Origin of the sequence: Pectobacterium wasabiae CFBP 3304 (assembly GCF_001742185.1) — a bacterium.
Taxonomy (GTDB): Bacteria; Pseudomonadota; Gammaproteobacteria; order Enterobacterales; family Enterobacteriaceae; genus Pectobacterium; species Pectobacterium wasabiae.
In genome coordinates this window covers 1,168,955-1,186,856 of the sequence record NZ_CP015750.1, presented here as the reverse complement: position 1 = coordinate 1,186,856, position 17,902 = coordinate 1,168,955, and the positions used below count along the sequence as shown (strand labels likewise).

The following is a 17,902-nucleotide window of genomic DNA, read 5'->3' as shown; positions in this document are numbered from 1 at the left end:
ACTGCCTGTTTTTGGCAAATTTTATTCTTAGCAAATAGTGTTCTTAGCAAGTTTTGTTAGTAGTAAAAAATGGCTCCGTTACACAGAACTGTGTTTGTGATGAGAGGGCTACACACTCTGTTCAGGAACGAGAGCAGCAATGCGTAATGGTACTGACTCGATGATGTACTCATTCTATGGAGTACGAATTCGATGAAACACGATGGTTTGACGATGAAATCCGTTCGGTGAGAACGATTCAGAAGTCGTGCCGCGAATCTATTAGAAAGCTAAGCAATACTCGGGCCACGTTTCACATGAATGATAATTGATTATTTATTCACATAGTCTGCTTATTAATGAGTTTTGTTTTAGTCAAAATAAGACAGATGTGGCCTGTGGTAAAGCATTAAAGTGACATTTTGTAAGGGAGCATGTTCAAAATAGTGCATTGTTATGCTGTTTGGTGGGGCGTTGCATTATGATGGTGCAATAACCGCTATCCAGCAGGACGGATAGCGGGTGAATAGGGGGGTGAGGAGAGGATTATGCTGTCTGGTCAGAGAACCAGCTTAATTTTTCCCGTAGCCCGACAACGTTACCGATGATGATCAAACTCGGGCTGCTGGCCTGTTGGGCTAATTCACTCAACTGTGAAAGCTGTCCACTCAGAACGCGCTGTTTGGTCGAGGTGCCGTTTTCGATAATGGCGACAGGCACCGTTTCCGGTAGTTGTTGCTCAATGAGCTTACTTTGAATGTGCTCAGCCTGCTGAAGCCCCATGTAAAACACCAGCGTTTGTTTTTCCGCAGCGAGGCTGGACCAGTCCAGATCGGTGTCGTGCTTGACGTGCCCGGTAATCAGCCTGACGCCCTGCGAGTGATCGCGGTGGGTGAGTGGGATACCGCTATAGGCTGAGCAGCCTGACGCAGCGGTAATGCCGGGAACGACAGAGAACGGCACGCCCGCTTGTTGCAGGTACTCCAATTCTTCAGCACCACGGCCGAAAATAAACGGGTCGCCGCCTTTCAGCCTGACGACCCGATGGCCAGCGCGTGCCTTTTCTTCCAGCAACTGATTGATTTGATCTTGAGGAACGCAGTGATAGCCAGACGTTTTGCCGACGAAGATGCGCTCGGCATCACGGCGTGACAGATTAAGGATCTCTTTCGATACCAGCCGATCGTAAACCACGATATCAGCCTTCTGTAGATGCTGTAAGCCTTTCAACGTCAGTAACCCGGCGTCACCCGGTCCTGCACCGACCAAGGTGACTTCACCCCGGTCATCCAGTGGGGCGGAGAACAGCAGTTCCGTCAGTTGTTGAACGCGTTCGCTGTCTTCGCTGTCCAGCGCCTGTGCTAGCCTATCGTGTACAAAGAGTTTTTCCCAGAAACGACGGCGCGCACTCATCTTGCAGAAGCGGTTTTTTACCCGACTGCGCAATTCGCCTGCGAATGCTGCCAGTTTACCGAGGTTTTGCGGCAGAATACTTTCCAGTTTTTCCCGTAGTAGCCGAGCTAATACCGGCGCAGCGCCGCCAGAAGATACGGCAACCATCAGCGGTGAACGGTCGATGATTGACGGCATAATGAAGCTGGCACGTTCTGGTGAATCGACCACATTGCAAAAAATCCGGCGTTCGCTGGCGCTGGCATAGACGTGATTGTTGACGTCCTGATCGTCTGTGGCGGCAATCACCAGCCACACCTCGTCCAGTAACGTAGGGTCGAAGGTGCCACGTACCAGCGTTACTTGAGCATCCTGCTCCCATGCCTGAAATTGCTCGTTAAAATCGAGCGCATTGACGGTAATCACTGCGCCAGCATCCAACAATAGCCGGGCTTTGCGCTCGGCTATTTCACCGCCTCCTACCAACAGACAAGGTTTATTGTGTAGCTGACAGAATATTGGCAGGTAATCCATGTAACGCCTCTTGAAGACTCAGATTGTGGTGTGCCCTGTGGTCCAGGGCACCGGCCTACGGTAATGGTTGGCTATTATCAACCGCTACGTCACTGTTTGCGATGGATATTTGCACATTACCGTTGGTTACCTGAGTATCATAAGCGGCAACAGAATAGGCATCATCTTCCAGACAGAAACCGTCATTAAGGCGGAAATGCTGTTTTTTCAATGGGCTTGCTACCCAAAGTTCGTCCTGATGTTCACCCACTATCCCGCGACTTAACACACTTGCTTGGGCGAATGGATCGATATTGCTGATGGCGTAAACCTGCTCATCGTTACGTGGCCGGAACACGGCGATCTGCTGCTGCTCAACCAGAGCACAAACACCGGTGCCGGGTAGGATGTCGTCTAACTTACATACGGTAGTCCACTGGCTCATGCGTTTTCCCCTTCCAGCTCGCTATTTTTTTCCTGATTAATTTGTTTCACCGGAATACGCTCAGCAGGGCGCGCCGGACGGTGTTGTTGACGTTCACCCACCATTTGTACGTTCGGGTCACGTTCTGGGCTGTTAATAAAGTGGGCAAAGCGTTTCTGTGCTTCCGGAGATTCCAGTGTGGCCTGCCATTCACAGACGTAGCCTGCCCGCAGGTGTGTGATATCAGCTTCAAGCTGATCGTTAATTCCCAGTTTGTCTTTCACAATCACATTGCGCAGGTAGTCGATACCGCCTTCGAGATTATCCAGCCAGACTGAAGTACGCTGGAGCTTATCGGCCGTGCGGATGTAGAACATCATGAAGCGATCCAGATAGCGGACTAAGGTCTCGCGGTCCAGATCGGCTTCCAGCAGGTCAGCGTGGCGCGGTTTCATCCCGCCGTTGCCACATACATAGAGGTTCCAGCCTTTTTCGGTGGCGATGATCCCCACATCTTTACCTTGTGCTTCTGCACATTCTCGCGTGCAGCCGGAGACGCCAAATTTCATTTTGTGCGGGGTGCGGATGCCTTTGTAACGGTTTTCCAGCTCGACGCCAAACCCTACGCTGTCGCCGACGCCAAAACGGCACCAGGTGCTGCCGACACAGGTTTTTGCCATACGCAGCGCTTTGGCGTAGGCGTGGCCTGTTTCAAACCCAGCTTCGATGAGCTGAGCCCACACGTCAGGCAGGTCGTCTTTTTGTACGCCAAATAGCGCCATGCGCTGAGAACCGGTCATCTTGGTGTACAGGTTATATTGCTTCGCGATGCGGCCAATAGCGATCAGACCATCCGGTGTGATCTCTCCGCCAGCAGAACGTGGAATGACGGAATAGGTGCCGTCTTTCTGGATATTACCGAGGAAGTTATCGTTGGAATCCTGCAGCGGCGTGTGCTGTGGTTTGAGCACGTATTCGTTCCAGCAGGAAGCCAGCAGAGAGGCCACAGTCGGCTTACAGACCTCACAGCCGTACCCTGAACCATGTTTCTCCAGCAGTTGATCGAACGTTTTGATTTTTTCGATTTGGATCAGGTGGTATAGCTCCTGGCGCGAATAGGCAAAGTGTTCGCACAGGTGATTATTGACTTCAATCCCTTGCTTGCTGAGTTCCGAGTTCAACACCTGCGTAAGCAGTGGAATACAGCCGCCGCAGCCCGTACCGGCTTTGGTGGTTTCCTTAAGCGCCGCGACGGTATGACAGCCGCCGTTAATCGCTTTGATGATGTCGCCTTTGGTCACGTCGAAGCAGGAGCAGATTTGCGCGCTTTCCGGCAGTGCATCGACACCCAGCGTCGGTTTTGCGCTGCCAGCCGTTGCAGGAAGAATCAGCGCTTCCGGGGAATCTGGCAGCGGGATCTTGTTCAGCATGAATTGCAGCAGGTTACCGTAATCCCGCGTGTCGCCGACCAGTACGGCACCCAGCAGTGTTTTATTGTCAGCGCTGACAATCAGACGCTTGTAGGTTTCTTTGTTTTCATCCAGCCACATGTAGCTGCGTGCGCCCGGTGTATGGCCGTGTGCATCGCCAATCCCACCGACATCGACACCCATCAGTTTGAGCTTGGCACTCATATCGGCGCCTTGGAAGCGGTTCTCATGCCCTAACAGGTGGTCGACGGTAACCTGTGCCATTTTGTAGCCGGGCGCAACCAGACCAAACGGTCTGCCCTGCCAGGCGGCACATTCGCCGATGGCGTAGACGTCAGGGTCGGAAGTTTGACACCAGTCGTTAATGGCGATACCGCCGCGTGGGCCAATTTCCAGCGCACACTGGCGTGCCAGTTTGTCCTGCGCACGGATGCCGGTAGAGAACACGATAAAGTCGACTTCCAGCGTGCTGCCGTCGGCAAACACCATCGTTTTGCGGCTTTCCAGGCCAGAGTGTTGAATGGCCTGCGTATTCTTGCCGGTATGCACACGCACACCCATGTTTTCGATCTTGCGTTGCAGCAGGGTGCCACCCTGTGCATCCAACTGCTCGGCCATGAGCACAGGGGCGAACTCAATGACGTGTGTTTCCACACCAAGGTGTTTCAGCGCGCCAGCCGCTTCCAAACCTAATAGACCCCCACCGATTACCGCACCGCGTTTGCTACGGCGGGCGCAGTTTTCGATGGCATTCAGGTCTTCAATGGTGCGGTAGACAAAACAGTCTTGCCCGTTTGATCCTTTGATTGCAGGGATCCACGGATAGGAGCCGGTTGCCATGATGAGCTTGTCGTAATACACAGTACGGCCGGAATTGGAGTGAATGGCTTTTTCACTGCGGTTGATGGTGATGGCGCGTTCACCGAGCAGGACTTTAACGCCATTTTTTTCGTAATAGCCTTCGCGTACCAAAGAAAGCTCTTCTACCGTGTGGTGAGCGAAGTAGGAAGAGAGGTGGACACGATCGTAGGCGACGCGGGGTTCTTCACAAAAAACGGTAATTTCGTAGGTGGACGTTGGGGCCTTATCCAGCAACTCTTCGATAAAACGGTGGCCAACCATCCCGTTACCGATAACAGCGAGTCTGACTTTGTTCATTTTTGCCTCAAAATTGCTTCTTCTGAGGTTACCTTATCGCGCTACAAAGGCCGCTTATTGATGTATATCAAGTTGTCTTTTATATACTTCTTTGTGGGTATGTTAATGATTTTACTTACTTTTTATTAAGTGTTGGTTTTTATTGAAGTTTTAGGGGGTGGAAAAAATGAGATCTATAGCACGCTTTTGGTCACAAGCCGACTGATTAGCGGCCAATCCGCTATCAGGGTAATCGTCCCCCTTATCAATCATTCACGTTTCTGAAGGCGTAAAAATAAAACTAAGGGATTATCCGCTTGTTTAATAAGGGTATGAAATTTTCAGGTGATAGTGCTCACAGTTTTATGTGCAAATGCACAGTTATCCGCGACATAATTTCTTCATATGAAAGAAATTGCCTAATGACTAACGGTGTAACAACCTTAATAATTGAAAATAAAACAGCATTTTTTTTTAATTAGCACGCTATTTCTTTTATGTGACACGGATCGACTTATAAGGTCGAACCAGAAAATAGCGGTGTTTTTTTATCGACAAGGCCAACACAGTTAGTGGAGTTATTCTTTAATTATTTATACGGCTTACATTCGCAAATCTTGTACATGAGTTGTGTTAAACATCAAGGCAGGTAACAACGTGAAAATAGAATCAATTGATGTCACCGTCTTTACTTATCCCACACGCCGGGTTTCCGACAGTGCGGGTCATTCACACCCGGGACCTGAAAATCAGGCCAAGATGGCGCTATTAACCATCACGGCAGATGACGGCCAAAAAGGTTACGCTTTCGCTCCGCCGGAAGTGATTCGTCCCCATATCGTTAATGCTTTTTTCCGTAAAGTGCTGATTGGGCAGAATCCGTTCGACCGCGAGCGTCTCTGGCAGGATCTGGTGCATTGGCAACGCGGCAGCGCCAACCAACTGACCGATCGCGCGTTGTCGATTGTGGAATCCGCACTGTGGGATTTGCAAGGCCGCGTGCTGAACATGCCGGTGCATAAGCTGCTTGGCGGCTACCGTGAAAAAGTCCCTGCTTACGGTAGTACCATGTGTGGTGATGAGCTGGAAGGCGGTTTATCCACGCCAGAGGAATTTGGTCAGTTTGCAGAAAAGCTGGTGCAGCGTGGCTACAAAGCCATCAAATTACATACCTGGATGCCGCCTGTCTCGTTTGCTCCTAGCCCTAAGATTGATGTGAAAGCCTGTGCAGCGGTGCGTGAAGCGGTCGGTCCGGATGTCTGCCTGATGCTGGATGGCTACCACTGGTATAGCCGCAGCGATGCGCTATATATCGGCCGTGAACTGCAAAAGCTCGATTTCACCTGGTTTGAAGAGCCGATGGAAGAACAGAGCATGGCGTCCTACAGTTGGCTGACCAAGAGCCTGGATATCGATGTCATCGGGCCGGAAAGCCTGTCGGGTAAATATTTCAGCCGTGCTGACTGGGTTAAAGAAGGCGCATGCGACATTTTACGCGCGGGCGTGCAAGGCGTCGGTGGTCTCTGGCCGTGTATGAAGGTTGCCAGTCTGGCGGAATCTTTCGGTATGGACTGCGAAATTCACGGTAACGGCGCGCCAAACCTCAACGTCGTGGGGGCAATTAAAAACTGCCGCTGGTATGAACGCGGATTGCTGCATCCTTTCCTCGACTACGATGAGCCTGCTGCTTACCTGAATTCGATTGTCGACCCGATGGATGACGAGGGCTTTGTGCATCTGCCGCAACGTCCGGGGCTGGGAGAAGATATTAATTTTGATTGGATTGAGGAGCATACCCTAAGCAAAGAATAGTTTTTCTGTATGAATAGTTTTTTGTTCGATCTGAAAGATAGTCTTACCTAAAAAATAAAAAGTTGTCGTCTTCCATGCTCCCACACCTTGGAGAATAATGATGAAAGCACGAGCAATACTCCGTACCCTGCTGTTAGGTTCACTCTGCATGGCCGCTACACCGGCCATTCTATCGGCAAAAACCCCTGACGATCAGCTGATCGTGGGGATGAACATGAACAACATGCTCTCACTCGACCCGGCCGCCATGACCGGTAACGAAGTGGTGGGTATTATCGTCAACCTCTATGACTCGCTGGTGGTGCTTGATCCGGCCAACCTGAGTAACATCCTGCCTTCTCTGGCGAAAAGCTGGAGCGTCAATGAGGCGGGCAATGTCATTACCTTCAATCTGGTAGACAACGCCAAATTCCATTCCGGTAACCCCGTGACGGCGCAAGATTTTGCCTGGTCGATGAAACGTCTGCTTAGCCTCAACATGGCTCAGGCCACGACGTGGAAGTCCTACGGTTTCACTGCGGAAAACGTGGAGAAAATGATCCGCGCCAAAGACGCTCACACCGTTGAAATCGAACTGCCTAAACCGAACGACCCCAAACTGGTGATCTATTCGCTGGCGACGTTGGGTAGCGGCTCGGTGCTGGACAGCAAAACGGTTATGCAACATGAGAAAAACGGTGACTGGGGTAACGGTTGGCTGACTACCAATGAAGCCGGTTCTGGCCCGTTCAAGCTGGATGTGTGGCAGGCGAAAGACGTGCTGCGCATCAGCAAGGTTGAGAATAACTGGCAGGGCGACGCGAAAATGCGGCGCGTGATTTTCCGCCACATGACCGAATCACAGGCGCTGCGTCTGATGATTGAAAAAGGCGACATTGACGTGGCCTCTGGGATGTCGGTGCCGGATATCAATGCGTTGAAACAAGACAAGGACGTTGTAGTTGATGAGGTGAAAAAAGGCACGTTGTACTACGTTGCAATGAGCCTGAAAAATGAATACTTCGCTAAACCGAAGGTGCGCGAAGCGGTTCGTTATCTGATTGATTACGATGGCGTCAACAAGACGGTGATGCCCGGCTACGGCTTCTATCATCAGCGCCCCATCCAAAAAGGGATGGATGCGACGCTGCCGGACCCTGGCTACAAGCTGGACGTGCCACGCGCTAAGGCACTGCTGGCCGAAGCAGGTTATCCAAATGGATTTGAAACCACGCTACGTGTTCTTTCCGATCAGCCGTTCCTGAATCTGGCGACGTCGGTACAGTCCACGTTGGCACAGGCGGGCATCAAAGCCAAAATCATCTCCGGCACCGGTAATCAGGTTTACGGCGCGATGCGCGATCGTAACTTCGATATGCTGGTCGGCCGCGGTGGTGGCGGTGTCGATCCGCATCCTCACTCCAGTCTGCGTTCTGTTGTCTATAACCCCGATAACAGCGACGAAGCCAAACTGACCAACTTCCAAGGCTGGCGCACCTCTTTCTACGACAAGCCCTTGAACGACATGATCGATCAGGCGCTGTTGGAGAAAGATCCTCAGAAACAAAAGCAGATGTATATCAACGTACAGAATCGCTATGAAGAGCTGTTCCCGGCCATTATTCCGGTGTCGCAGATGATCGATTCTGTGGTGTTGCGTAAGGACGTGAAAGGCTATGTGCCGCATCCGTCTTCCACGACGCATCTGCGCGAGGTCTATAAGCAGCGCTAGTGTCCACACGTTAAATCGGATGATTAGCCGACACGTTCCTGGCTAATCATCCCGATCAGATACGCTAAAAAGAGATGACCGCGTGGGTGGTGATTTGCTGTCGCCGCTAACCGGGATATCAGGAGAAAGAACATGGTTTTCTCTGATTGGATCAAGCCGGGTGGAGTACTGCGTCGTTTGGCAAAACGTCTGTTTCAGGTCGTCGTCACGCTGTTCGGGTTATTAATCCTGACCTTCGTGATCGGCCGCGTGATGCCAATCGATCCAGTCCTGGCTATTGTCGGGCAGGATGCTGACCAAAGTACCTATCAACAGGTTTACCAACAACTGGGGTTGGATAAGCCGCTGTATATCCAGTTCTTTATTTACTTCAATTCACTGATGCATGGGGACTTGGGCAATGCGCTCCTGACTGGGCGACCGGTTATGGATGACATTATCCGGGTTTTCCCTGCCACCATCGAGCTTGCCACCATGGCCATTATCGTGGGTGCGGGTTTGGGTGTACCGCTAGGCGTGCTGGCTGCGGCGCGACGTGGTAAGTGGGCGGATTATGTGGTGCGTTTTATCAGTCTGGCCGGTTATTCGACGCCGATCTTCTGGGTCGGGATGATGGGGCTGCTGGTGTTCTATGCCTGGCTGAATTGGGTCGGCGGTGCTGGGCGGGTTGATATGGCCTACGACGGTCTGGTGGAGAACCGTACCGGCCTGCTGCTACTGGATTCATTACTGGCAGGCGAGTGGGATGTGTTCCGCAGCGCGCTGAACCATCTGGTGCTGCCAGCGACGATCCTCGGTTTCCATTCGTTGGCCTATATTAGCCGTATGACGCGCAGCTTCATGCTGGCGCAGCTTTCGCAGGAATACATCATTACTGCGCGAGTAAAAGGGCTGTCTGAGTTCCGTGTTGTCTGGGCGCACGCGTTTCGCAATATTCTGGTTCAGCTTTTGACGGTGGTGGCGCTGGCGTATGGCTCACTGCTGGAAGGTGCGGTACTGATCGAAACAGTCTTCTCGTGGCCAGGTTTTGGTTCCTATCTGACGGGCAGCCTGCTGCTGGGGGATATGAACGCGGTGATGGGGTGTGTGCTGCTGGTGGGGTTGATCTTCGTGACGCTTAACCTGCTGTCGGACATGTTGTATCAAATCTTTGATCCGAGGACGAACGCATGAATATTTCCACTGAGCCGCCGGTCAGCCGTGAGTCGGTAATGCGGACATCGCCGGAAAAACGCGTGAGTCGTCTGCGGCTACGCGGGGCGCGAATCGGCGGGTTTCTCTTGACGATGATGCGCAATCCACTGACCGCGATTGGTTCTGCGATTGTGCTGATGTTGGTGCTGGTTGCCATCTTCGCGCCGTGGATCGCCACGCACGATCCGCTGGTACAGGATTTGGCCAATGCGCTACAGGCACCGAGTGCGGCACATTACTTTGGCACTGATGAGTTTGGGCGCGATGTGTTTAGTCGTCTGGTCTACGGTTCGCGCATCACGCTGTATATCGTTGCGCTGGTGTCGGTCACCGTTGGGCCAATAGGGCTGGCACTGGGCGTGATTTCTGGGTATTACGGCGGTATCGTCGATACCATCCTGATGCGTATCACCGATATTTTCATCTCTTTCCCCAGCCTGGTATTAGCACTGGCGTTCGTGGCGGCACTCGGTCCCGGTCTGGATCATGTGGTGATCGCGATTACGCTGACGGCCTGGCCGCCGATTGCGCGTCTGGCAAGGGCGGAGACGCTGTCGCTGCGCCATGCGGATTTTGTTTCTGCCGTGAAGCTGCAAGGGGCATCGTCTGTCCGCATCCTGCTACACCACATTGTACCGCTGTGTCTGCCGTCGGTGATTATTCGTATCACCATGAATATGGCGGGCATCATTCTGACAGCGGCTGGTCTGGGTTTTCTGGGGTTGGGGGCACAGCCGCCCGATCCTGAATGGGGCGCGATGATCTCTGCGGGTCGTCGTTACATGATGGAGTGCTGGTGGTTAGTAACTATTCCGGGGCTGGCGATTTTGATTAACAGCCTGGCGTTCAACTTCCTTGGAGACGGCCTACGTGACATCCTCGATCCCAGAACTGAATAAGTCTTCTCAACGTGCGCCGGAAAGCTCGCCCCTGATGGAAGTGGAAAATCTGCGGGTAGGCTTCGTGAACCGTGGTGCCGTGACCGATGCCGTGCGCGGTGTCTCCTTCACGCTTGGCTGTGAAAAGCTGGCGATCGTCGGCGAATCCGGCTCCGGTAAATCGACGGTTGGCCGTGCGCTATTGCAACTGCATCCGCACAGCGCGCGGATTACAGCGGACAAACTGCGCTTCGGTGATACCGATCTGCTGAAAGCGGATGAGGCGCGGATGCGTCAGATTCGCGGCAAGCGCATATCCATGATTATGCAGGACCCTAAATATTCGCTGAACCCGGTGGTTTGCGTTGGCGATCAGATTGCTGAAGCCTATCTGGCGCACCATAAGGTGTCGCACCGCGAGGCGAAGGGAAAGGTCATGGCTATGCTGGACGTGGTGCGTATTCGTCAGCCAGAGCGTGTCTACCATCTCTATCCCCACGAGATTTCGGGCGGGCAGGGGCAGCGCATCATGATTGCGATGATGCTGATTACCGAACCCGAAATTGTGATTGCCGATGAACCGACCTCCGCACTGGATGTGTCTGTGCGCTTGCAGGTACTGGCGATGCTGGACGATCTGGTCAGCGAACGCGGTCTAGGGCTGATTTTCATCAGCCACGATATCAATCTGGTACGCAGTTTCTGCGATCGGGTGCTGGTGATGTATGCCGGGCGCGTCGTGGAGTCGATAGCTGCCGCCGATCTGGACAACGCACAACATCCGTACACGCGTGGGTTGCTGAATTCGCTGCCGGATATCGACCATCGACGCCCGCGTTTGCCGGTGATGAATCGCGATCCAGCCTGGATCAATGGATAAAGGGGATAATCATGGCAACTGAAGCAATGAGTCAGCGCAAGCCGATGATCGAAGTGAGTAACCTGAATCTCTCTTTCGGGCAGGGCAGCACGGCGAATCAGGTGTTGTACGACGTGAACCTCACGGTCAATGATGGCGATATCTTTGGTCTGGTGGGGGAATCGGGTTCAGGAAAAACGACGGTGCTGAAGTGTCTGGCCGGATTGTTTAATCATTGGGAAGGCACGCTGCACATTGACGGGCAGAAACTGGCGCACCGGATCGATCGGGCACGCTGTCGTCGGGTGCAGATGGTGTTCCAGGATCCGTATGGGTCGTTGCACCCCCGCCATACGGTGGAAGCGATTCTGGAAGAGCCACTGTCGATCCACCGCTTTGATGACCGTGACGATCGCATCGATACCTTGCTGGAGAAGGTCGGGCTGGGAACGAACTTCCGTCGCCGCTATCCGCATCAGCTATCGGGCGGGCAGCGCCAGCGCGTGGCGATTGCCCGGGCGCTGATTCTGGAGCCGAGAGTGCTGCTGCTGGATGAGCCAACCTCGGCGCTGGACGTGTCGGTGCAGGCGGAGATCCTCAATCTGCTGACGGAGTTGCACCAGCAGGAAAAGCTGACTTACCTGATGGTGACGCACGATTTGGGCGTGATTTCCCACTTGTGTCATAAAGTGGCGGTGATGCAATACGGTAAGATACTGGAAACGCTGGAGACCGACGATCTGACCAGCGATGTGCCGAAGGATGCTTACACCTCGATGCTGGTGGATGCCAGCCGTCAGTACAGCCGCGATCTGGCGGTGCGTTCGGAGCGCATGGGATAGATGCGTATTGTCTAGGTACGCTGCGCGATAATCATCGTTATGAGGGCCGAGTCATCGGCCCTTTTTTATCTTTCACGCAGGTTTTCGTTCACAGTTGGTTACGAACAGACTTTTATACGTAAAAAAAGGTAAATGGGTGGCGTTGAAGAGTGCGGATACTTACAATCATTACGCTTTCTGTAGTCGGCCTCTTCAAAAAGGAATTCTCATGTTCAAACGTACTCTGGTTGCGGCAGCAGCCCTTATTTCACTGACGGCATTTTCCCCCGCCTTTGCGGCTTCCAGCACTACTCATGTGCTGTTGACGACGTCTGCAGGCAATATCGAACTGTCTTTAGATAATCAAAAGGCACCGGTTTCGGTAAAAAATTTCGTCGAGTACGTTAACAACGGTTTTTATAATGGGACAACATTTCACCGTGTGATCCCAGGCTTTATGGTGCAGGGTGGCGGCTTTTCTGGCGAAATGAACCAGAAAGCGCCAAATGCGCCGATCAAGAATGAAGCCGATAACGGTTTACGTAATCAGCGCGGCACCATCGCGATGGCGCGAACTGCTGACAAAGACAGCGCGACTAGCCAGTTCTTTATCAACATCGCGGATAACGCTTTCCTCGACCATGGCCAGCGTGATTTTGGTTACGCTGTGTTCGGTAAAGTGGTGAAGGGCATGGAAGTCGTGGATAAGATTTCACAAGTGCCAACGAAGAATGTTGGGCCTTACCAGAATGTGCCGACTACGCCGATCGTGATTCAGTCAGCGAAAGTGCTGCCTTGATGGGTGAGATAGGGAAGTAAGACACTGAGAATATGAAAAAGGCCACGAGAGTGGCCTTTTTCGATCTTAACGTCTCTGCTAGCACGTTACTCCAGAGCTTTTGCCATCTGCTGTAGCCAGGCATCTACGCCAGTACTTGGCACGCTAAGTTTGCGGTAAGTTGCCGTTGCTACGGGGTAGCCGCCAACGTCTTCCTGGCTGTTTACGAAGCTACCTTTCCGCTGTTTAACATTGTCCACGATACGCTTATCGACAGCATCACGATCTTTGGGACGTGCGCCTGCGCTTTGTAGTACCTGATTGGTGACTGAGCTGGCCGGTGAGGCCGTTAAGCCCGCAGGCCAAATAGGGGATACTTTGAGTAAAGTAATCCCGCTGCCTGACGTTTGCGGCGCAGTTTTTCCGTTGGCATCATACGCGAGGTTATCTGACATCCAGACATCGCCAGAGCTGTTGCTTCCTACCAGCCCTAAACCTGCTTTGGTATTTGCGCCGTAGTGCATGACGTTACCCGCAACGGAGACTCGTGGGCTGGCGGGCATAGTTTTCCCTTCCCACTCTCCTTTTACCCCACCAACGCGAAGGCCCCAGATGCCGGGATTGTAGATCAGGTTATTGACCATGACGCCCGTTGAGCCCGCTTTGAACCAGGCGTTGCGCTCGTTGTTGTGTGCATACAGGCTGCCCACGATCGCCACGTCAGTCACGTTATCGTGAACCAGCGTCCCCATCGAGTGAATGCCTTTGGTGTGGGCGGAATCGTATAAGCCTTCTGCAACGATATTATTCGAGAGCGTGATACGGTGTGCGGTGCTCTGTGGGCCGTCATAGCGTGGGCCGGATATCGATAGGTTTTCGTCTGTACCCCAGGCGAAACTTGAGTGGTCGATGACAACGTTGTAGGCATTTGCGCCGTTGATTGAAACATCGCGTTCAAAGCCACTTTTCTTACCCGTACCTGCATCGCCGATACGAAAACGAATATGCTGCATGAGTACGTCATGGGTGCTAATCCCCATCCCGCCGCGAATAATGGTGATGCCGGGAGAAGGTGCGGTCTGACCCGCGATAGTGACAAACGGTTCCGTTAGCCGGAGGTCACTTTTGTTTAAGTCGATAATACCGCCAGCCTCGAAAACGATAATGCGCGGCCCTTTGGCGGCCAGTGCTTCCCTGAGTGAACCAACCCCGGAAGACGCCAGCGTCGTGACGCGAATAATGCGTCCGCCACTGCCTGCCGTGGTATCCGTCCCGAATCCTTTCAACTCTGGTGCTGCCGGTGTGGCTGCGCTCGCCATCGGTATGCCGACACTGAATGTGAGGCTGGTGCTGAACAGTGCGGCGAACAAAAGAGTACGTTTCATTTCATTTCCTTGAATATTAACGATAAAAATGAGCGAGCCCTTAGGGCTCGCTCAAGTGCGGCCCGAACGATAAATCGACGGGCGTTAAGCTCGTTTGCAGACTCCTGTTAGCACAGGACAATGAGGGTAGGAGCCTGAAGTCCGCTTATTTACACTTTACACTTCGCGGCTAGTTGCAATTTGCTGCTGTCAGCACCGCAAGGTTTTTGTTCACGCCAGCATAGTTCACCAGCTTGTCCTTCACGCACTGTGCCGAAACCGGAGAGTAGCTGTAAGAAACAGAAGGGAACGTGCCGGTGCTTTTCCAGTCTTCAGCATTCACGTAGGGCTTGGTATCTTTGTCCCAGATGATGTTGTATTTCGCGAAATCGGCTGGGCTCATCACGTTGTTATTACGCAGATCCCAGGTACCGAAGTTGGAACCGTCGTAACGTGAGGTCACCGGGTTTTTGGCATTTTCGAACCAGTTACGTTCGATCAGCGCAATCCCTTTCTGGCGCACGTTCAGGCCAGAGCTGGTGATGTTGGTATACAGGTTGTTGTAAGCGTGAACCTTGCCGCCACGTTGCAGTGGGAGGCGAGCGTTAACGTCATCGTAAATATTGTGATGGTAAGTCAGATCACGACCCGTATCGCTGCTGCTGAAGCCGCTCAGTCCTACCTTTTTGATGCCGTGAATGTAGTTGTACGACACGGTCACGTTGGTAGACGCTTTCTTGATATCAATTGCGGATTCGAATGTGGTGTCACCGTCTTTTGTACCTTTACACTCAAAGTTCTTGGCAAAGATCTCGTTGTGGTCAATCCAGACGTTTGGCGTGTTATCGATACGAATTGCATCACCGTCCTGCGCACCGCCCGGCATGTAACCAAAACGCATATTACGGATGACGATATCGGATGATTTCGTCAGCCAGATCCCGAAGTTGGCGGAAGAACCATTGGTACCGATGATAGTGATCCCTTTGGTGAACTCTTTGATTTCCACACCGCGAGCGTCTTTACTCCATTGACCACAGATATCATTCTCAGCAGCTTTGATCAGCGCATCTTCATTACCGTTATAGGTGATGACGAGCGGGTAAGCGCCACCTTTGACTTTCTTACCTTTAGCGTCCAGTTTCGCCGCTTCGATAATATCAATGATATCTTGCATGGAACGCGCTGTTTTGTTTACGGCACCGGCAACGTTACCGCCGTCAGTGGTAGCATAACCCCCCGTATTTGCCGCCATCGTCGGTTGGGCTGCAAGCAATAACAGCCCAGCGGCTGCAGAAGGCAGTAGATATTTCATTTGGGTACTCTCCTTGGAATAGAATTTTTGTTTGGGTATTTATGCTCCACATAACCCAGATTATATTATTGCGGTGTTTCAATAAAAATGAAAATTAGGTTTATTGAAACACTGGCTAAGTGTTACCACAAAAATAAAATAACTCAATATTTAGATATTAAATCTATCGATTGAATAACATAGGGATGTGTTGATGATTAATAAGTGTCTATTTTAAATGACAATATTGTTTTCATTTTTTCTAAAATTAGGGTATTTATGGTTTTTATTAAAAACGAAATTATATTTCGTTTTATTATTTTTTGATAGGGGCGATTTGATAGAAACGATCTCCGTGAGTAATATCAGCGAATAGGGTTGCCTAATTGAGATGATGGTATCAGAAAATACTTGATGTCGATCAAGTTATTAATTAATCCCGTGTTGGTGAGTTATTATTTAGGCTGTATACCCTAATCCTTAACTAATGAATGGTTTATTTATTGGTTAAACTATCAATTAACTAATTTAATAATTAGTTTGATCGTTAATTCATTGCTTATTTTTAGGCGTGTATTTCAATATTCACGCGTAGGTTTTCATAAAAAATGAGCGAGCGCTTAGCGCTCGCTCGGACAGAACAATGACTCAGAGTGAAAAGTCGCTGTTGTGGAAAATTCAGGCTTATTCCTTCCTGCCATTCATTGGGGAAAGGAAGCCTGACCGCATTTATTTGCAGTTAGCTGCTGTCAGTACTGCCAGGTTTTTACCTACGCCAGCATAGTTTGCCAGTTTATCCTTCACACACTGTGCCGAAACTGGCGTGTATTTGTAAGAGATGGAAGGGAATTTTCCGGTACTTTTCCAATCATCAGCATTGACGTGAGGTGTGGAAGGGCGACCCCAGGTAATGTTGTATTTGGAGAAGTCTGCCGGTTTGGTGATGTTGTTGTTACGCAACTCCCAGGTACCAAAGTTGGAGCTGTCGTTACGTGCTGTCACCGGGTTCAGTGCATTTTCGAACCAGTTACTTTCGATTAGCGCGATCCCTTTCTGGCGAACGTTAAAGCCAGAGCCAGTGATGCCGTCATACAGGTTGTTGTAGGCATGAACCAGACCACCACGCTGCAGCGGCAGGCGTGAATTAACATCGCGATAGATATTGTGATGGTAAGTCAGGTTACGACCTGTGTCCGTATTGCTTGCGCCGCTTAGACCGACTTTCTTGATGCCATGAATGTAGTTGTAGGATACCGTGACGTTAGTTGAGCCTTTCTTGATATCAACCGCTGACTCAAAAGTCGTGTCGTTGTCTGGTGTGCCCTTACACTCAAAGTTTTTGGCAAAAATCTCGTTGTGGTCAATCCAGACGTTTGGAGAGTTATCAACACGAATGGCATCACCGTCTTGCGCACCGCCCGGCATATAACCGAAGCGCATATTACGTACCACGACGTTAGAGGAATTCACGATCCAGACGCCAAAGTTGGCGGATGAGCCATTGGTACCCTGAATGGTAATGCCTTTGGTGAACTCTTTGATTTGTACGCCGCGGGCGTCCTTACTCCACTGGCCGCAGATATTCTTTTCAGCCGCTTTGATTAATGAATCTTCATTACCGTTATAGGTGATAATGAGCGGATAAGCGCCGCCTTTGACTTTCTTGCCTTTTGAATCCACTTTCGCGGCTTCAATAATATCCACGATTTCTTGCAGGGAACGTGCGGTTTTTTTCACGGCACCGGAAATATCTCCACCATCTGTGGTGGCATAGCCGCCCGTATTTGCGGCCATCGCTGGCTGTGCAGCGAGTAATAACAATCCAGCGGCTGCCGTAGGCAATAGGTATTTCATTCTGACTGTCTCCTTGAAATAGAATTTTCATGGGCATTTATCGCTCCATATGCCCAATGTCACATTTTTCAAAAAAAATGAATCATCAATTTTGATGAAAAACCAAGGGGAGTGTGGTCAAAAAATAAGTTCAATTCAAGGGTGGAATGTTAAATGTATTACTGTTGAAACATTTTGTAATGCTGATGATTGGATTATTTGGATTTTATAGAAAACGATATTCTTTTAAAATAATTATAAATCAGTAGGTTATTATTTAAATCAGTAACTAATTTACTCTGGTTTCTTTATCTATATTGATTTTAAGTCGCTACTTTCTTGTGGTTATTTCTGCGACTAACGTAAAATTTCATCTTAAGTCAAAATATAATATCACAAGCATATTCAGTTTTGTTTTTGCTATGGGCTGATTTTATATTGAATTTTAGTTTGCTAAGAAATAATTATTATTAGTCGCTATGT

General features: G+C 50.9%; 13 protein-coding genes. 7 read left to right on the top strand and 6 right to left on the bottom strand.

Annotated features, from left to right (window positions below; all coding sequences use genetic code 11):
- Positions 1-525 precede the first annotated feature (525 nt).
- Genes cysG through nirB form a run of 3 tightly spaced genes read right to left on the bottom strand, consistent with a single transcriptional unit; the run spans position 526 to position 4,896 of the window.
- Positions 526-1,905 (bottom strand): siroheme synthase CysG, encoded by a 1,380-nt coding sequence (gene cysG, locus A7983_RS05375; protein ID WP_005969479.1) that lies wholly within the window; start codon positions 1,903-1,905, stop codon positions 526-528.
- 55 nt (positions 1,906-1,960) lie between these two features.
- Entirely contained in the window at positions 1,961-2,329 is a 369-nt protein-coding gene (gene nirD / locus A7983_RS05370; RefSeq protein ID WP_005969481.1) for a nitrite reductase small subunit NirD, read from the bottom strand.
- Complete coding sequence (gene nirB / locus A7983_RS05365) at positions 2,326-4,896, bottom strand: nitrite reductase large subunit NirB (RefSeq protein WP_005969483.1); 2,571 nt, start codon at positions 4,894-4,896, stop codon at positions 2,326-2,328. Before nirB ends, nirD begins: the two co-directional genes overlap by 4 nt.
- A 636-nt stretch (positions 4,897-5,532) precedes the next feature.
- Here nirB and A7983_RS05360 point away from each other — a divergent pair.
- The 7 genes from A7983_RS05360 to ppiA all read left to right on the top strand — a co-directional run bounded on the left by A7983_RS05360 (position 5,533) and on the right by ppiA (position 12,949).
- On the top strand, positions 5,533-6,687 hold the full coding sequence (locus tag A7983_RS05360; RefSeq protein ID WP_005969485.1) for a mandelate racemase family protein: 1,155 nt from the start codon (positions 5,533-5,535) through the stop codon (positions 6,685-6,687).
- Between the two features lie 100 nt (positions 6,688-6,787).
- Positions 6,788-8,398: an ABC transporter substrate-binding protein gene (locus A7983_RS05355; RefSeq protein WP_005969487.1), complete on the top strand. Its 1,611-nt coding sequence runs from the start codon at positions 6,788-6,790 to the stop codon at positions 8,396-8,398.
- Between the two features lie 132 nt (positions 8,399-8,530).
- Positions 8,531-9,571 carry an ABC transporter permease gene (locus A7983_RS05350; protein WP_005969489.1) on the top strand — a complete coding sequence of 347 codons (1,041 nt, stop codon included), beginning with the start codon at positions 8,531-8,533 and terminating at the stop codon, positions 9,569-9,571.
- A 38-nt stretch (positions 9,572-9,609) separates the two neighbouring features.
- A complete protein-coding gene (locus A7983_RS05345; protein WP_086002459.1) occupies positions 9,610-10,491 on the top strand; it encodes an ABC transporter permease in 882 nt (293 codons plus the stop codon).
- Positions 10,463-11,350: an ABC transporter ATP-binding protein gene (locus A7983_RS05340; protein WP_005969493.1), complete on the top strand. Its 888-nt coding sequence runs from the start codon at positions 10,463-10,465 to the stop codon at positions 11,348-11,350. Before A7983_RS05345 ends, A7983_RS05340 begins: the two co-directional genes overlap by 29 nt.
- 44 nt (positions 11,351-11,394) lie before the next feature.
- On the top strand, positions 11,395-12,171 hold the full coding sequence (locus A7983_RS05335; RefSeq protein ID WP_172645144.1) for an ABC transporter ATP-binding protein: 777 nt from the start codon (positions 11,395-11,397) through the stop codon (positions 12,169-12,171).
- Between the two features lie 208 nt (positions 12,172-12,379).
- Complete coding sequence (ppiA, locus tag A7983_RS05330) at positions 12,380-12,949, top strand: peptidylprolyl isomerase A (protein WP_005969497.1); 570 nt, start codon at positions 12,380-12,382, stop codon at positions 12,947-12,949.
- Between the two features lie 86 nt (positions 12,950-13,035).
- Here ppiA and pelZ read toward each other — a convergent pair whose 3' ends face one another.
- From pelZ to pelB, 3 genes are all read right to left on the bottom strand, one after another.
- Positions 13,036-14,313 carry a pectate lyase PelZ gene (gene pelZ / locus A7983_RS05325; RefSeq protein WP_005969499.1) on the bottom strand — a complete coding sequence of 426 codons (1,278 nt, stop codon included), beginning with the start codon at positions 14,311-14,313 and terminating at the stop codon, positions 13,036-13,038.
- 169 nt (positions 14,314-14,482) lie between these two features.
- Positions 14,483-15,607, bottom strand: a complete 1,125-nt coding sequence (gene pelC, locus A7983_RS05320; protein ID WP_005969502.1) for a pectate lyase PelC — start codon at positions 15,605-15,607, stop codon at positions 14,483-14,485.
- 708 nt (positions 15,608-16,315) lie between these two features.
- Positions 16,316-17,440, bottom strand: a complete 1,125-nt coding sequence (pelB, locus tag A7983_RS05315) for a pectate lyase PelB (protein WP_005969504.1) — start codon at positions 17,438-17,440, stop codon at positions 16,316-16,318.
- Positions 17,441-17,902 lie beyond the last annotated feature (462 nt).